This window comes from Rhodococcus sp. CX, from assembly GCF_015865005.1.
Classification (GTDB): Bacteria; Actinomycetota; Actinomycetes; order Mycobacteriales; family Mycobacteriaceae; genus Rhodococcus.
In genome coordinates this window covers 1-15,982 of the sequence record NZ_JADZGH010000109.1, presented here as the reverse complement: position 1 = coordinate 15,982, position 15,982 = coordinate 1, and the positions used below count along the sequence as shown (strand labels likewise).

18 protein-coding genes are annotated in these 15,982 nt (G+C 64.8%); 4 read left to right on the top strand and 14 right to left on the bottom strand.

Annotation, left to right across the window (positions count from 1 at the left end):
* The 3 genes from I0Q12_RS11860 to I0Q12_RS11850 all read right to left on the bottom strand — a co-directional run.
* Positions 1-1,999, bottom strand: a 1,999-nt coding sequence (locus I0Q12_RS11860; RefSeq protein WP_197252104.1) for an MMPL family transporter, incomplete at its 3' end; no start/stop codon positions are given.
* Positions 2,000-2,039: 40 nt separating this feature from the next.
* Positions 2,040-2,639, bottom strand: coding sequence for a TetR/AcrR family transcriptional regulator (locus I0Q12_RS11855; protein ID WP_197252103.1), 600 nt, complete (start codon positions 2,637-2,639; stop codon positions 2,040-2,042).
* A gap of 87 nt (positions 2,640-2,726) precedes the next feature.
* A complete protein-coding gene (locus I0Q12_RS11850) occupies positions 2,727-3,188 on the bottom strand; it encodes an Rrf2 family transcriptional regulator (RefSeq protein ID WP_197252102.1) in 462 nt (153 codons plus the stop codon).
* Between the two features lie 171 nt (positions 3,189-3,359).
* Here I0Q12_RS11850 and I0Q12_RS11845 point away from each other — a divergent pair, with 171 nt between their 5' ends.
* Positions 3,360-4,295, top strand: a complete 936-nt coding sequence (locus I0Q12_RS11845; RefSeq protein WP_197252140.1) for a sterol desaturase family protein — start codon at positions 3,360-3,362, stop codon at positions 4,293-4,295.
* Here I0Q12_RS11845 and I0Q12_RS11840 read toward each other — a convergent pair.
* Entirely contained in the window at positions 4,276-4,962 is a 687-nt protein-coding gene (locus I0Q12_RS11840) for a YceI family protein (protein WP_197252101.1), read from the bottom strand. The genes I0Q12_RS11845 and I0Q12_RS11840 overlap by 20 nt on opposite strands.
* 133 nt (positions 4,963-5,095) lie before the next feature.
* Here I0Q12_RS11840 and I0Q12_RS11835 point away from each other — a divergent pair, with 133 nt between their 5' ends.
* Positions 5,096-5,560 carry a VOC family protein gene (locus I0Q12_RS11835; protein ID WP_197252100.1) on the top strand — a complete coding sequence of 155 codons (465 nt, stop codon included), beginning with the start codon at positions 5,096-5,098 and terminating at the stop codon, positions 5,558-5,560.
* A gap of 32 nt (positions 5,561-5,592) precedes the next feature.
* Here the strand turns inward: I0Q12_RS11835 and I0Q12_RS11830 are convergent, their stop codons facing one another.
* The 5 genes from I0Q12_RS11830 to I0Q12_RS11810 all read right to left on the bottom strand — a co-directional run bounded on the left by I0Q12_RS11830 (position 5,593) and on the right by I0Q12_RS11810 (position 8,703).
* The gene (locus I0Q12_RS11830) at positions 5,593-5,808 is read right to left on the bottom strand and encodes a hypothetical protein (RefSeq protein WP_197252099.1); all 216 of its coding nucleotides are present in this window, start codon (positions 5,806-5,808) and stop codon (positions 5,593-5,595) included.
* Positions 5,809-5,831: 23 nt separating this feature from the next.
* Positions 5,832-6,146 carry a hypothetical protein gene (locus I0Q12_RS11825; protein ID WP_197252098.1) on the bottom strand — a complete coding sequence of 105 codons (315 nt, stop codon included), beginning with the start codon at positions 6,144-6,146 and terminating at the stop codon, positions 5,832-5,834.
* Positions 6,147-6,207: 61 nt separating this feature from the next.
* Positions 6,208-7,707, bottom strand: a complete 1,500-nt coding sequence (locus I0Q12_RS11820; RefSeq protein ID WP_197252097.1) for an amino acid permease — start codon at positions 7,705-7,707, stop codon at positions 6,208-6,210.
* A gap of 310 nt (positions 7,708-8,017) precedes the next feature.
* The gene (locus I0Q12_RS11815) at positions 8,018-8,341 is read right to left on the bottom strand and encodes a DUF202 domain-containing protein (RefSeq protein ID WP_197252096.1); all 324 of its coding nucleotides are present in this window, start codon (positions 8,339-8,341) and stop codon (positions 8,018-8,020) included.
* The gene (locus tag I0Q12_RS11810; RefSeq protein ID WP_197252139.1) at positions 8,338-8,703 is read right to left on the bottom strand and encodes a YidH family protein; all 366 of its coding nucleotides are present in this window, start codon (positions 8,701-8,703) and stop codon (positions 8,338-8,340) included. The genes I0Q12_RS11815 and I0Q12_RS11810 overlap by 4 nt, the downstream gene beginning before the upstream one ends.
* Positions 8,704-8,769: 66 nt before the next feature.
* Between I0Q12_RS11810 and I0Q12_RS11805 the strand changes: the two genes are divergently transcribed.
* Positions 8,770-9,711 (top strand): LysR substrate-binding domain-containing protein, encoded by a 942-nt coding sequence (locus I0Q12_RS11805; RefSeq protein WP_197252095.1) that lies wholly within the window; start codon positions 8,770-8,772, stop codon positions 9,709-9,711.
* On the opposite strand, the gene I0Q12_RS11800 is transcribed toward I0Q12_RS11805, so the two are convergent.
* The 5 genes from I0Q12_RS11800 to I0Q12_RS11780 form a co-directional block, all read right to left on the bottom strand.
* Complete coding sequence (locus I0Q12_RS11800; protein ID WP_197252094.1) at positions 9,708-10,703, bottom strand: amidohydrolase family protein; 996 nt, start codon at positions 10,701-10,703, stop codon at positions 9,708-9,710. The two genes, I0Q12_RS11805 and I0Q12_RS11800, sit on opposite strands and share 4 nt — an antisense overlap.
* A 2-nt stretch (positions 10,704-10,705) precedes the next feature.
* Positions 10,706-11,227 (bottom strand): 3-hydroxyanthranilate 3,4-dioxygenase, encoded by a 522-nt coding sequence (locus tag I0Q12_RS11795; protein ID WP_197252093.1) that lies wholly within the window; start codon positions 11,225-11,227, stop codon positions 10,706-10,708.
* The gene (locus tag I0Q12_RS11790) at positions 11,224-11,673 is read right to left on the bottom strand and encodes a RidA family protein (protein WP_197252092.1); all 450 of its coding nucleotides are present in this window, start codon (positions 11,671-11,673) and stop codon (positions 11,224-11,226) included. The genes I0Q12_RS11795 and I0Q12_RS11790 overlap by 4 nt, the downstream gene beginning before the upstream one ends.
* Positions 11,670-12,440: a 2-keto-4-pentenoate hydratase gene (locus I0Q12_RS11785; protein ID WP_197252091.1), complete on the bottom strand. Its 771-nt coding sequence runs from the start codon at positions 12,438-12,440 to the stop codon at positions 11,670-11,672. Before I0Q12_RS11785 ends, I0Q12_RS11790 begins: the two co-directional genes overlap by 4 nt.
* A gap of 205 nt (positions 12,441-12,645) precedes the next feature.
* Positions 12,646-14,139 (bottom strand): 2-hydroxymuconic semialdehyde dehydrogenase, encoded by a 1,494-nt coding sequence (locus tag I0Q12_RS11780; protein WP_197252138.1) that lies wholly within the window; start codon positions 14,137-14,139, stop codon positions 12,646-12,648.
* A gap of 342 nt (positions 14,140-14,481) precedes the next feature.
* On the opposite strand from I0Q12_RS11780, the gene I0Q12_RS11775 reads away from it, so the two are divergent.
* Positions 14,482-15,834, top strand: a complete 1,353-nt coding sequence (locus I0Q12_RS11775) for an MFS transporter (protein WP_231610474.1) — start codon at positions 14,482-14,484, stop codon at positions 15,832-15,834.
* The last annotated feature ends 148 nt before the right edge of the window (positions 15,835-15,982 follow it).

The window sequence follows — 15,982 nt, the reverse complement described above, 5'->3', positions numbered from 1 at the left end:
CGTAGTCCTCGCGCATGCGGGTGACCAGGAAGACCTGGTAGTCCATCGCCAGGCCGAACACTACGCCGATCAGGAAGATCGGCATGAAGCTGACCAGCGGCTGCGGGTTCGAGATCAGACCGCCCCAGCCTTCCTGGAAGATCGCGACGGTCGCACCGAAGGTCGCCAGGACGCTGAGCAGGAAGCCGAGCGTCGCGGTGAGCGGCACCAGGATCGACCGGAAGACGAGCATCAGCAGGATGAACGCGAGTCCGACCACGACGGCGAGGTACGGGACGAGGGCGCTCTGCAGGGTCTCGGAGACATCGCCTTCGAGGGCGGTCTGTCCGGTGATGCCGTAGGAGATGCCGGTGCGGGCCTCGAGATCCGCCTCGCCGGCGCGCAGGTCGGCGACGAGATCCATGGTGGCGGCCTCGCTGGGGCCGGACTTCGGCGTGACCATGATCTGCGCGGTGTCGCCGGCCTCGTTCACGGCGACGATCTGCGCGTTGACCACCTCGTCGTGCTCGTACAGGTCCTGCACGACCGCACCGAACGCGGCGGGCGCCGACATGTTCGCCTCGCGCGCATCGGCGACGACGAGCAGCGGGCCGTTGCGGCCGGGCCCGAACGCCTCGTCGACGAGGTCGTAGGCCTGGCGGGAGCTGGTCTGCGGATCGCCGGTGGCCTCGGTGGGCAGCGCGAGGCGCAGGTTCAGTGCCGGGAGGGCAGCGATACCGAGGATCAGGATCCCGGCGACGAGCGGAATCAGCGGCTTGCGGGTGACCCAGCCGATGTAGCGCTGGGCGGCACCCGGCTTGTCGGTGTCCGCTTCCGGATCGTTCGCCTTCACACCGGGGACGCGTCCCGCGAATGCCTTGTTGCCGAACAGGCCCAGGATCGCCGGCAACAGGGTGATGGCGATGAGCACGGCGATGAACACGGTGAACGCTGCGGCGTAGCCCATGGCGGACAGGAACGGGATACCGACGACGCTGAGCGCGACCAGGGCGACGATCACGGTGAGGCCGGCGAACACCACGGCGGATCCCGCGGTGCCGACCGCGCGTCCGGCCGCTTCGGCGCGGTCGGCGGTGACGGTGATCTCGTGGCGGAACCGGGAGACGATGAACAGCGAGTAGTCGATGGCGACGGCCAGGCCGATCATGATGGCGAGCGTCGGGGTCATCGAGCTCAGGTCGGCGAAGCCGGTGGCGATGGTGATGCCGAGGCTGCCGATGCCGACGCCGATGACCGCGGAGATCAGCGGCAGACCGGCGGCGACGAGCGAACCGAACGTCAGGGCGAGGACGACCGCGGCGACGCCCATGCCGATGAGCTCGGTGAGTCCACCGGGCATTTCGGCTTCGGCTGCGGCGGTGCCGCTGACCTGCACGTTCAGGCCGGCAGACCGGCCGATGTCGGCGGCAGCGGCGATCTGGTCCGTCAGCGCGGTGTCGACGTCGGTGATGCTGCCCTGGAACGGGACGGTGACGTACCCGACGGTGCGATCGAGGCTGAGCGGTGACAGCGCGGCGGCGTCGGCGAGCGCGGCTTCCTCGGTGCCGCCCTGCTGCCGGGCCGCGGCCTTCATCTGCTCGACGAGGCCCGCGTTCGCGGTGACCGGGTCGACGAGGAGCGCGGGCTGCTGCTCGGGGGTTGCGGCGACCGGGTCGACCTTGGCGCCGGGTGCGACGCGGTCGATCCCGCGGACCGCGGCGAGCACCTCGTTCATCGCCGCCATGTTCTGCGGCTCGTCGAGGGTCTGCCCGTCCGGCGCGGCGAACACGTAACGCGCGCTGAGCGCGTTCATCGGGTCGTCGGCGTTCGGGAAACGCTCGGCCATCAGGTCCTGCGTCTGCTGCGCCGGGGTGCCCGGGATGGAGAACGAGTCGGTGGTGGGTCCGGACAGGGTCGCCGCACCCACGCCGAACAGGACGAGGATCGCGATCCAGAGGGACAGGACCGTGCCTTTCCGCCGGTAGGCGAATCTGCCGATCCGATACAGGTAGGTAGCCACAAGGCGCCTTTCTTCGGATGTGTCGCAGGCGGAAAGCCGACTACGAGATTCCTTGCCGCAATTGCGCGAACGCGGCGCGGATGAGGTCTTCGGGGGATTGCGCGCCGGAGGTTCCGGCGATCCACAGGTCGATGGCCGCACGGATCGCGGCCGCTGCGCAGTAGTTGAGCAGCACGGGGTAGATGTCGGTGCCGGAGTCGTGTCCGCTGCGTTCGGCAATCGCCTCGACCAGCAGCGGTCCCGTCCGCGTCTGCAGCTCGATGCTGCGCGAGACGAGAGACGGGCTCTGCTCGACGAGTTCGAACATCGCGCACAGCTCGTCGAAGTCGTCGATCTCGGCAACGACCTCCAGTGCCGCCGCCTCGATCGCATCCCACACGTGTTCGTCCGACGGCCGGTCGCGCAGCCGCTGGAGCCAGTTCTGCAGCAGAGCGTCGAGGTGCTCGAGGACCGCTTCCTCTTTGCTGGCGAAATAGTTGTGGAAGGTGCGGGTGGAGACGCCGGCTTCGGCGGCGATCGCGTCGGCGGTGACGGCCTCGATGCCCCGAGCCCGGGCGAGACGGGCTGCGGCGGCGCCGAGGGCAGCCCTGGTGGCAGCCTTCTTGCGGTCGCGCAGTCCGAGTTCGGTCACGTCGTCCAACGTACAGAACTTGCAGAACTCTGTAACTTTGCAGACTCGTGCAGTTTTATGTGGTTGCCCACACTCGCCGGGCAGCCAGGCGGTAGATCACACCTCGCGGCGGGTCCACGCTCCCGGATCGGCGATGAGCTCGGAGACGAAGCCGGGCAGGTCGTCATCGACGATGTCGGCGAGCGTGACCTCCTCGAGGACCGCGCGCAGGTTCACCCGGAGCGCGATCCACACATCCCGCAGCCTCTCCGCCGGGCCCGTGTACACGACGTCCTCGGGTCGCTCCCCCCGCACCGACGCCAGCGGGCCCTCGACCGTGCGGATGATGTCCGCGACGGAGATCTCGTCGGCCGGCCGCGCGAGCCAGTAGCCGCCTTCCGGTCCGCGGCGACTGCGCACCAGACCGCCGCGCCGCAGATCCGCCAGCACCGCTTCGAGGAACTTGTGCGGGATGTGCTGCGACTTCGCCAGCCCCTCGGCCTTGGCCGGGGCGTCGCCCGCGGCCGCCAGCTCGAGCAACGTGCGCACGGCGTAATCCACCCTCGCGGTGATGTGCACTGCCGCCCCTCCTCGCCGTTCCCCTCGCGGACGCCACCGGATTTCCTATCCGACCAGGGGGAAAGTATGCCAGGACCGGACGGTCGGGGTCGCGGCCCCGGAACCACCCGGAGTGACCCCTGACACATTTCGGTAGATTGAATGCCTGTCCGCACGACACCGGAGGGCGACATGTGGGAGACCGTGGTCCACTCGTGGGGTTCGCTGCTCGAGCCGCTACAGGATCCGGTGGCGCTCGCGATCCCGGCGTTCCTGCTGTTCCTGATCCTCGAGTGGACCGCCGCCCGCACCCTCGAACACGTCGAACCCGGCGCGGACGGCAGGACCCGCCCGCCGCGCGGCGGCTACGAGTTCCGTGACGCGCGCGCGAGCCTGTCGATGGGGCTGGTGTCCATCGCGACCAGCGCGGTGTGGAAGGTCGTCGCGCTCGTCGGCTACGCGGCGATCTGGGTGTACGTGGCGCCCTGGCACCTGCCCGCCGACGCCTGGTACACGTGGGTGATCCTGCTCGTCGGCGTCGACCTGCTGTTCTACTGGTACCACCGCATCGCGCACCGGGTCCGCATCGTCTGGGCCACCCATCAGGCGCATCACTCGAGCGAATACTTCAACTTCGCGACCGCGCTGCGTCAGAAGTGGAACAACAGCGGCGAGATCCTCATGTGGATCCCGTTGCCGCTGCTCGGCATTCCCCCGTGGATGGTGTTCGTCGGGTTCTCCGTCAACCTCGTCTACCAGTTCTTCGTCCACACCGAGCGGGTCGGGACGCTCCCCCGCCCGATCGAGTTCGTGTTCAACACACCGTCGCACCACCGGGTGCACCACGGGTGCGATCCCGAATACCTGGACCGCAACTACGCGGGCATGTTCATCGTGTGGGACCGCATGTTCGGCACGTTCCGGCCCGAAACCCACCGGCCCACCTACGGGCTCACCAAGCCGGTGGGCACCTACAACATCTGGGATCTGCAGACCCACGAGTACCGGGCGATCACGCGGGACTGGCGGTCCGCGTCGTCGTGGCGCGACAAACTCGGCTACGTGTTCGGGCCGCCCGGTTGGGCACCGGCCGACCGGTCCGCGGCGGTCAGTTCTTCGCGAAGCTGACCAGGAAGTCGACGCTGCCGCGGTCGTCGACGGTGACGAATCCGAGGCTCGGCGCCTCGACCCCGAAGTCCGACCAGACCACCGGGACACTGCCCGAGGCCACGAGGTCGGCGCCCGAGCGCAGCACCTCGACGTCCACGGTCACCGGCAGCGACCGATCCTTCAGGGTGAGCGTCCCGGCGACCGGCAGCGTCGCCGTCGTCCCGTCGGTCGGCAGTCCCGACAGGTCCACCGGTTCGGCGAGGACGAACGTGGCGGTCGGATAGGTTTCGGTGTTCATGACCCGGCCCCGGAACTGGCCGTCGCGCTGCGAACTGTCGGTGGTGATCCCGGCGACCTGCACGGTCACCTCCGCGGCGGTGAGCTTGTCGGCCTCGATCGTCGCGGATCCGGTGACCTGGTCGGTGCTGCCGACGACGGTGACGTCGGCGCCGCGCAGAATCTCGTGCACGGTGTACCCGGCGGCCGTGCGATTGACCTCCGAGCCGGGCGTGATCGTCCAGGAACCCTCGAGGTCGCCGGTCGCGGCCTCCGCGCCGGACGTCGACACCGCCGCGGCGGGCGCGTCGTCCTCCGCAACGAACGTCCCGTACACCCACGGAGCGACGAAGAAACCGAGCAGCACGATCACGACGACCGCCGCGAGGGACCACCAGAGTTTGCGCATGGCCACGACCCTAATTGCGGTGTCGGCGGTTCGCAGGTTCCGCGCGCGGTGTCAGCTTCCGGATTCTCGGGCCGTGTCGAGATCCGGGCCGCGGCTCCGTCCCAGAATCGAATCGGCGAAACAACTTCGGAGGATGGTTCCCATGACACACGTACGACAGGCACACGTACGACGTTTCGACCACGTCGGCATCACCGTCTCGGACCTGGACGCAGCGACGGCATTCTTCGTGAAACTGGGATTCGAGGTGGAGGGCACCGGATCCGTGGAGGGCGAGTTCCCGGAGACCGTCTGCGGCCTTCCCGGCACGCACTGCAACATCGTGATGCTGCGGCCGCCGGACGGCGGGTGCCGGCTCGAGCTCTCGGCCTTCGTCACGCCCGACCACGTGCCCGGATCGCCGACGGCGATGCCCAACGAACTCGGGCTGCGCAACGTGTCCTTCGAGGTCGGTGACCTGCAGGCGGCCCTCGACGCGATGGCCATGGACGGGTACGGACTCGTCGGCGGCATCGGCACGTACGAGAACAGCGTGCGCATGGCCTACGTGCGGGGACCCGACGGGATCATCGTGTCCCTGTTCGAGCAGCTCCGCTGACGTTCGAGCAGCTCGGCTGACGTGCAGGTGGGTTACTTGGGGGTGCCGGACCGGATGATGCGTTCGAGCGACCGGTACAGCTCGTCGACGTCGTGGACGTTCTCGACGTCCGGGGGCACGTCGATGAGGAGCACCGACTGACCGGGACCCGCGATCGGGCCACCGCTCCCGGAGCCTTCCTCGCTGTCGATGTGGTGGGCGGTCCCGATCACCTGGCCGTCGGGACCGACGATGACGGTGAGCTTCATGGCGGTTCCGTTCTCGTGTCGTCTCATGTCGTGTCACGGACCGGAATGTCGTCGAGCAGGACGATCTCCAGCCGGAACGCCACGGTGATGTTGCTGTCGTTCCGGATCTTGAACTCGTAGAACACTTCCGACGGATGCAGCTCGTTCGGGCCGGCCCGGCACTTGGCGATGTCGTAGGTCACCAGCACGACGCGCTGGGGCGGGACGTCCTTCGGATCCGCGATGAAGAGGACGGGCCCGCGATCGGCGTCGGGTTCGCCGTGCCAGTTCCACGACCAGCACTGAACGGCCCCCGCCCCGATGGTGAAACCCCGGTCGATTCTCAGACGCTGCGGCATCGTGGCCTCCGGTCGGATGCTCGGGAATATTCGATTCGCACCTTCGCCCTGCCCGTTCCGGTCAAGGCGAGGACGTCGGTGATCCGTCCGCGTTCTGTCTCGCGAGAACCGAATGATTCCGGCTGTAGGTGAAGTAGACGACGACGCCGATGACCATCCACACCACGAACCGCAGCCACGTCTCCACCGACAGGTTGATCATCAGCCACACGCACGCGAGCACCGAGAGGATCGGCACCACGGGCACGAAGGGAACCCGGAATCCGCGTTCGAGGTCCGGACGCATGCGCCGCAGCAGGATCACGCCGATCGAGACCAGGACGAACGCGAACAGCGTGCCGATGTTCACCATCTCCTCGAGGGTGCCCAGCGGAATCAGGCCGGCAAGGATCGCGACGACCACCGTCACGACGACGGTCGTGCGGACCGGGGTGCCGTGGCGGCCGGTGTGCGAGAGACGTCGGGGCATGAGGCCGTCGCGGGCCATCGCGAAGAGCACGCGCGTCTGCCCCAGCATGAGCACCATGACGACGGTGGTCAGGCCGGCGAGAGCGCCGATGGAGATGAGGTTCTTCGCCCAGTCCATGCCGTTGAGCGCGAACGCCGTCGCCAGGGTCGACTCGTCCCCGGCGAGTTCGGTGTAGTTCACCATGCCGGTGAGGACGAGACTGACCGCGACGTACAGGACGGTGACGATCGCGAGCGAGCCGAGGATGCCGATCGGCACCGCCTTCTGCGGGTTCCGGGTCTCCTCCGCGGTCGTCGCGACGACGTCGAACCCGATGAACGCGAAGAACACCAGGCTGGCCGCGGCGAGCAGGCCGTACCACCCGAACGTGCTGCCGCCGGCGCCGGTGAAGAACGAGAACAGCGACTGGTGCAGACCCTCACCGGTGTCGCCCGCCTCCGACGGCGGAATGAACGGCGAGTAGTTGTCCGCCTGGATGTAGAACGCGCCGAGGACGACGACGAAGATCACGACCGCGATCTTGATGGAGGTGATCACCAGCGACACCCGCGACGACAGTTTCGTGCCGGTCGCGATGAGCACGCCGATGACGACGGTGATGAGGACGGCGCCCCAGTCCACCTTCACCGACCCGAGCATGAAGGACGACGACAGTCCGCCGATCACCTCACCGAGATACAGCGACCAGCCCTTGGCGACGACCGCCGCGGCCAGCGCGAACTCGAGGATGAGGTCCCAGCCGATGATCCACGCGATGAACTCGCCGAACGTCGCGAACGAGTACGTGTAGGCGCTACCGGCGACCGGCACCGTCGACGCGAACTCGGCGTAGCACAGGGCGGCGAGGGCGCACGCGATCGCGGCGAACACGAAGGCGAGGGACACCGACGGGCCCGCGACATTACCGGCGGTCCGGGCCGTCAAGGTGAAGATACCGGCACCGATGACAACGGCAACACCGAAGACGATCAGATCCCACGCGGTGAGGTCTTTTCGGAGCTTCGAATCCGGTTCGTCGGTGTCGCGAATGGACTGCTCGACCGATTTGGTGCGGAAGAGTCCGCTCCTGCGTGCGCCGCCGACCTGAGTCATGGCAACTCCTCTCTTGGAGGAAGGTACCGCTGCGGCTACCCCCGTGAGGGGAACTTCATACAGACGCCTACGGTGGTGGACCCGATACCGATCGTTTCGGTTCCTGAAGACGAGGACGCCTCGGACACGATCGGTATCTGATCGTCAACGTGCATGGGCACCTGCTCTGATCGATCTCGATGATCCCCGTGCAGGACGTAGCGGCATCCGGTGGTTCAGAGATCGTCGCCCGGGAAACTCGTCGCGAGGGAACCATGGTCGTCACTTTGCGTCCATCAGAGGGGTGCTTCCCTCATGGACACCAGGAGATTCAGTAGTCGGCAATGGCCGCAGCCACCCCACCCAGCACTATTGCAACCGAAACCGACGCAACAGGCACCATTCCGAGACCTTCGATTCCATTGTGTAGTGCGTCTTCATTTCCAAGGGTGCGGTCGCGACGCCAGCCGACAACGCACACGAGCATGGTCATCAACGCGGACGCCAGCACCGCTACCGCAGTACCCCCACCCCGCTCCGCCGGCTCATGCAGCAACAAGACGGTTACGCAGAGTGCCGAGAACGATGTTCGCCGCCAGGACAACGCGGTGCGCTCAGCCTGCAACGCCGGATCGCGGCTCGATGAATCGATCATGAGAACAGGGTCGTGACACTCACGACCACAGCGATAACGCCGACACCCCCAGCCAGGACCGGAACCAGCAGCGAACCGGGGAGGGGTGAATCACGCCTCATTGCACGCCGTACCGAGGCCCACCGGAAGTATGCACCTCCCGCAACAGCGATCGCGAACACTATGCAGCCCAACACCAGTAGGTTGGATCCTTCGCCCTCCCGGGGCGATGCTCCGAGACGGTCGACTGCGACTCCCCCAGCCAGGAGCCCGAGGGCGGTGCGAATCCAGGCCAGGAAGGTCCGCTCATTGGCGAGGGTGAACCGATAGTCCGGCTCGCATTCGTCGGCTGCGGGTGTTCGTCGTAGCAATTTGATAGCCATTTTCGCTTTCAGTGATGCCCTGTTGAGAGGCGACACGGCTGGGGATCCTGCCGATAGAATTTGCCGGTGAAAACGCCTCGATTGCTGGATGGCCGACTCAAACTGCGTCATCTGGTCCTGGTCGATGCGCTCAGTCGTCAGGGCAGTGTGGTCGCAGCAGCGGCGGAACTTCACATAACCCAGCCGGTCGCGACCCGCAGCCTCCACGAACTCGAGGACATCCTCGGCGTGCCTCTGTTTGTCCGCGGTCCCCGTGGCGTCACCGCCACCGTATTCGGTGAGGCCTTCACGGGGCACGCGCGTGCCGTGCTCGCCCAGTTGACGCAGGCCGGACGTCACGTGGCTGAGCTCGCGGACGCCAGCCGCGGCACCGTGGTCGTCGGGACTCATCTTGCCGGTTCGAATGTACTTCTCCCACGGTCTATTGCAGCGATCAAGGCGGAGAATCCCTTCCTCAATGTCGTAGTCAGGGAAGGCACACCGACCGCCCTATTGGTTGAACTCGAGGCCGGAAGGATCGATCTTATCGTGGGGAGACTCACTGCACCGTCGGATGAAAATGCGGTGCGCCGCAAGCTCTACGACGAGTCCATCGACATCGTCGCTCGGTCTTCGCATCCCCTCATGGGCCGCTCCGACCTTGCTCTGCCCGAGTTGTCCGACTATCCGTGGATTCTTCCTGGGGTTGAAACCGCGTTGCGGCGCGAACTCGAGGAGTTCTTCGCACGCCATGCGATGCCGCTGCCTCCCAATCGCGTGGAGACCACGTCCTTCCTGACGATCCGCCAACTTCTGCTCGATACAGATGTACTCGCAGCGCTGCCGAGTTTGATCGTTCAGGATGACCCCAGGATCACCCGGCTGCCGGTTCCCCTGGATTTCGTCGGGCACAGCGTAGGGGTCACCTTGGCGGCAACGCGCACGCTGAACCCCTCGGCCGACTCACTGGTCGAGAAGATGCAGCAGGTTGCCGCCGAGATGACCCCCCCTACCGATACTCCGGGCTAGACAAGGCCGAGGAAGTTCTCAGCATTTCCACGCGAGATCTGCTGGCGCACAGCAGAAGTGAGGAACTCGCTCTTGCGCACCACCTCGCCTACCGGGCGTTCACCCAAAGGATACGGGTAGTCGCTGCCGACCATGACCCGGTCCGCTCCGACGGTGTCGACGAGCAACCGCAGTGCCCGTTCGTCGAAGACGACGGAATCGACGTAGAAGCGACCGAGGTAATGCGAGGGCGGGAAGTCTGAGGTTCCGATGATGTCGTTCCGACGGTGCCACGCATTCTCCATCCGGCCGAGCCAGAACGCGAACGATCCGCCTCCGTGCGCGAAGCAGATCTTCAACCGATCATCGATCTTGTCGAATACACCACCGAGAATCAATGCCAGGATGGACAGGTGCGTTTCGGCGGGCATCGCGGTGAGCCACTGGGCCATCCACCTATCGAGACGTGGGGAGTTGCTCATGTCCCAGGGATGGACGAAGACGGGCACGTCCAGCGCGGCGCAGTGTTGCAGGAAGGTGACCACCCCAGCGCTGTCGAGATCGAGGTCGCCCACGTGGTTTCCGATTTCCACCCCGCGATGGCCGTTCTCGACGCAGCGTTCAAGTTCACGGCAGGCAGCGTCCGGGTCCTGCAAAGGCACCTGACAGAAGGGAATCAGCCTGTCCGCGGCGGGAGCGATGATATCGAGTGCCAGGTCATTGAAGATCCGAGCGATCCGGGTCGCTTCCTCGCCGCTACGGCCGTAGTTGAAGAACACCGGGGTCGGCGAGACCACCTGCGCCTGCACCCCGTCGGCGTCCATGTCCCGCAGCCGCGTGTGCGCGCTCCAGCAATCGTCCTGAATCCGCCGAAACTCTCTGGTGCCCATCATGATCATTGCGTCGGTCTCCGACTCGATCCGCAACCAAGGCGCATCCGGTCCCGCATCTGCGGTGAGATCTCCCCACCCCTTCGGCACGAAATGGGTATGGACGTCGATCATTCCGCTCATGATCAGCCTTTCCCGGGATGCCGAGCACCGCAATTGGCGCAGACTCGTGCTTGTTCGTCGTCGTAGAACTCGGTGAAGACAGGCGGAAGGTCCTCGACGAGGTTCCGGACCTGCAGTTCAACCTCATGGATCAGCGCGTTGCATTCGAGGCAGTACCACTGAAACTTTTCGAGGGTGCCTTCCTGTCGAACTCGCTCGATGACCAACCCGATCGATCCTGTATCCGGACGCTGCGGTGAGTGCGGCAGATTTCCTGGCAGAAGCCATGTTTCGCCTTCGCGGATGTGCACGGTCTCCGGTCCACTATCGGTCATGACGTTCACATGGATGTCGCCTCTGAGCTGATAGAACCACTCCTCGTACGGATCGAGATGGTAGTCGGTGCGCTGGTTCGGCCCGCCGACGATCTGGATAATGAGATCGCTGCCCATTGCCATGGTCTGGTTGTTCACCGGCGGTTTCAGTAGGTGATCATGCTCGGCGATCCACTTCTCGAGATTGATGGTCTTCGGGATACTGCTCATGACGTGATCTCCATGATTCGGTTCTGTTGACGATCGGCCGGCACGTAGGCGACACCTTGCATCTCGATGAGCAGATGCGGGTGCGGTAGTTGGTGAACGGCCACGGTGGTACGCGTTGGCCCGGTCTCATCGAACAATTCGGCATAAACCTCGTTGTAGCCGGCAAAGTCGTTCATCGAGACCAGATACGAGGTGACCTGGACCAGATCGGACAGTTCGCCACCCATCTCCTTCAAGATGGCACGTATGGTTTCGATGACTGCACGTGTCTGGGCCCGGATATCGAGGGTCGTGGTTCCCATCTCATCGACCTCGACGCCGACGAACGTATTGTCGGGTCGCCGCGAACTGGTACCGGAGACGTAGACGAAATCGCCGACAACCTTGACGTGCGGAAACCGGCCTCGCGGGGCGGCCAACCGGTCGATTACCTTGGCACTGGTCATTTCGTTCCTTTCACGCTGACACCACCGAGGCCGACGATGTGACACATTGCGGTATCGGCGGTCATCGGGACAGCCGCGGCGGCCGCCCCGGCCAGGATCACCTGGCCTGCTCGCAGCGCGATCGTCCGGCGCCTGGCCATGTCGACCAGCGCATGCAGGGCCCGGACCGGATTTCCCAGAATGGCCGCGGTGGAACCCAGCGCGATGCGCTCTCCCATTTCGAGGCGCACTGTACGGTTGTTGACCTCCTCGATCGGCCGCCACTGCCCGATCGCGAAGCCGGCGGCGGAGGTGTTGTCCGCCACCACGTCGGTGTAGGTGAAGCGAAAGTCCCGGTATCGCGAATCGATAATCTCCATGGCCGGGGCGACAGCGTCCACGCAGGACTCGATGTCTACGGACGGATCGGCCAGATCGACATCGCGAGCGAGCCGATAGGCGATCTCGGGTTCGATCTTCGGGTGGATGAATCGGGCCAGGTCGACGTCATCGCCATCGCCGATCTGCATGGCATCGGTCAGCTGTCCAACGATGACGTCGGAGATACCCATCTGTGCCATCTTCGCCTTACTGGTGAACCCCAGCTTTACTCCAATAATCGACTCTCCTCTACCGAGACGGCGGCTGACCACGCCGTTCTGGATTCGGTAAGCATCATCGATGTCGATCTCGTGACTGTCCGCGAGACTCCGCGTGTCGCTCACCGTTTGCTGAGCGCAATCGAGTCGATCGATGAGCCGGTCGGTATCGATCATGTCGAGCAGCATTACGCCTCACCACCTGTCGAGTCGGCCGAATTCTGCGACAGCAGACCCAGCGCGATGTGTTCGTCGAGATTTACCGATGGCACCTCGAAGAATCCGGCTACCGCTGTCTTACCCAGGAACTCTCGCACTGGTGCCGGTGGCGTCCGCGCCTCGATCAGGCGCCTGGCCGCGACCTCGACGGTTGTATCGAATCCCCTTGCCATAGTCACAGCTGCACACACACATTCGTCGGTTCGGTGTAGAAATGGAGGGACGACTCGCCGCCCTCTCGACCGACACCGGACAGACCGATTCCGCCGAACGGCGAGCGAAGTTCGCGGGTGAACCAGGTGTTGACCCAGGAGATCCCGACGCGCATCTTCTGCGCGACCCGGTGCCCACGGCGGAGGTCGTCGGTCCACACCGAGGCTGCGAGACCATATTTCGAGTCGTTGGCCAGCGCGATCGCTTCCTCTTCGGTGTCGAACGGGATGAGCGCCGCCACCGGACCGAAGATTTCCTCGCGCACCACCCGGTCGGTGTTGGTCAGGCCGGTCCACAGAGTCGGCTCGACCCAGGAACCGCCGGCCAGCCCTGGCCCGAGGTCGGGGATTCCACCGCCCGTGAGGGTCTTCGCCCCTGCTTGCTCGGCAAGTGCGAAGTAGCCGAGCACTTTCTCGCGATGCGTCTGTGAGATGAGGGGGCCGGTGGTAGTGGCTGCCGCGGTGGGCATGCCGAGCCGGAGCTGTTCGGCCCGCTCGGCCAATCCGGCCGCGAGCTCATCGAAGATACCCCGCTGCACGTACACCCGTTCGGTGCACAGGCACACCTGCCCGGTGTTGGTGAATACCGATTTCGTCAGCCCGGTCAACGCCTCGTCGAGGTCGACGTCGTCGAAGACTATGGCGGCGTTTTTCCCGCCCAGCTCAAACGATACCGGAATCACCTGCGGAGCAACGGTTTTCATCACCTGCGAGCCGGTAGCGGAAGAACCGGTGAATGTTACCCCGTCGATCCCGGGATGCCTGGTCAGGAATTCTCCCGCGGAGTCGCCGCCGAATCCGTGCACGACGTTGTAAACCCCACGGGGAAAACCGACCTCGTCCAATACCTCGGCGAGAAGAGTCGCCGTGGACGGTGTTTCCTCGCTAGGTTTGACGATTACCGCGTTGCCACAGGCCAACGCCGGTGCAACCTTCCAGGTCAGCAACAGCAGCGGCAAGTTCCACGGCACGATCACAGCGACGACACCGAGCGGTTTGCGCACCGCATAATTCAGGGCCTGTCGTCCACCGGCGAGATCGGTGATGAACGATTCCTGACCGGCGGCCGCTGCCACGTCGGCGAAGGTCCGGAAATTGGTCAGCGCCCGAGAAACGTCGAGTTCGCGAGCCTGAGTGATGGGCTTTCCGGTGTCTGCGATCTCCGCGGCGACGAACTCCTCGAACCTCTCCTCGATGCGGTCGGCAGCGCGGCGCAACAGTTCTGCGCGGTCACGCACCGGTGTTTCTGCCCAACCACTGTCGAGGGCTCGGCGTGCGGCGGTCACGGCTCGGTCGACGAGCGATGCGTCTGCCTCGTGGACGCGGGCGAAAACCTGTCCGGTGGCCGGGTCGGCCTTCGCGAAGCCGCGGTCGGGGTCGGGGTCGACGAAATGCCCGTCGACGTAATTGCGGATCCACCGCTCGGTCTCCGCCGTCGGTGCAGTTGGTGCGGTCATGCACTCAACTGTTGCCGGGCAATTGTCGCCGATCAAATGCATGTTCCGCACCGAGCTATACCCACTGTGCATATCGGATCGTTCGCCGGTAGCTGACCACGACAAAGGAGTTGGGCCGATGCCGGTCCGAGTTGCACTACGCCGAAACAGACTCGACCGCGGCCTCATTCGACGAATCGTGAGCTTGGCTGCCAGCTGAGCCGCGCCCTGACCTGTCGATATGCTCTGACGGCATACATGTGAGCAAGATGCGCATTCGCTTCGTCGTCCACCCGACAGCATTCTCAAAGGCACAACGAACAGCAACGGCCACATGGTGGTCGTCCCACGGAGGTGTATGAGATGTCCTCGGTATCGGGTGCCAGTGCCGGCACTACCGAACAGGTCCAGCAGAAGATGCCGATCCGAAAGGTGGCGTGGGCCTCCGCGATCGGCTCCACCATCGAGTGGTACGACTTCTTTCTCTACGGCACCGCCGCCGCCCTGGTCTTCGATGCACAGTTCTTTCCGGCGCTCAACCCCACTGTCGGCACGATCGCCGCATTCAGCACTCTTACAGTAGGTTTCCTCGCCCGTCCGCTCGGCGGAGTAATCTTCGGCCACTTCGGGGACAAGGTCGGGCGCCGCAACACCCTTATCGTCTCGCTGCTGTTGATGGGTGTGGCAACGACGCTGATCGGTGCACTTCCCACATATGCCCAATTCGGTATCTGGGCACCGATCCTGCTGGTGACACTGCGACTCGTCCAGGGCATCGGCCTCGGCGGCGAATGGGGTGGTGCAGTGGTTCTCACCCTCGAACATGCACCGAAGGCACGGCGAGGATTCTACGGCTCGTTCCCACAATTGGGCACACCGGCCGGCCTCATCCTCGCCAATGGCGCCTTCCTCGGCGCCAATGCCCTGATCGGCCAAGAGGGCTTCACGACGTGGGGATGGCGAATTCCGTTCCTTCTCAGCATCATTCTGGTCGCTGTTGGGCTGTATCTTCGACTCCACATCCAGGAGAGCCCCGAGTTCGTGACCATGTCCAAGAAGGACAAGCCGAAGCGAGCACCGGTGGCGACCGTGGTCACCGCGCATTGGAAGTCTGTCCTGCACGCCACTCTCGTGATCGTCGGTAACAGCACAGCTGCCTACATCTTCATGGTGTATGTGCTCTCGTATGGCGCCAAGACCCAGGGCCTCGACAAGTCATTCATGCTGGCCTGTGTGATCGGCGGATCCGCGATCTGGCTTGTCTCCGTGCCGTTCTGGGCCAGCCTCACAGACAGGTTCGGATTGCGCTCGCTCTTCGTCTACGGCTCTGTGATCCGCTTGCTCTGGTGCCTGGTGTTCTTCCCGGTGGTCAACACCGGCAGCGAGCCGTTGATCCTGGTCTTCATGCTGTCGATGGGACTGGTGTTGTCGATGACCAACGCCCCGATCGGGACATTGACCGCCAGCTTCTTTCCAGTAGACGTCCGTTACTCCGGCACCTCCGTCGCATACCAGATCGGTTCGCTCCTCGGTGGCGGAGTCACCCCACTGATTGCCGCAACTCTGTTCGCCACGACCAGCTCGTCGTGGTCGATCACCGGATACGTGCTGGTCATCTCTGTCCTCAGCCTCCTCGCCTCGCTGGCCATCCCTCGCAACACCGGCCACGACACAGACACCGCATCCGCCCGCCCCTCCCACGCAGCGGCGCACTGACTGTCCTCCCACAACACTCCACATCGAAGGAAGAAACATGGAACTGGTCATCCTCGGCAGCTCCGGCGGCCCCCAGCCCAACGGCAAGCGCTCGGCTCGGTTGCGTCCATCAGGATGGTGTACGAGCCGGAACCAAACGAACTGATCG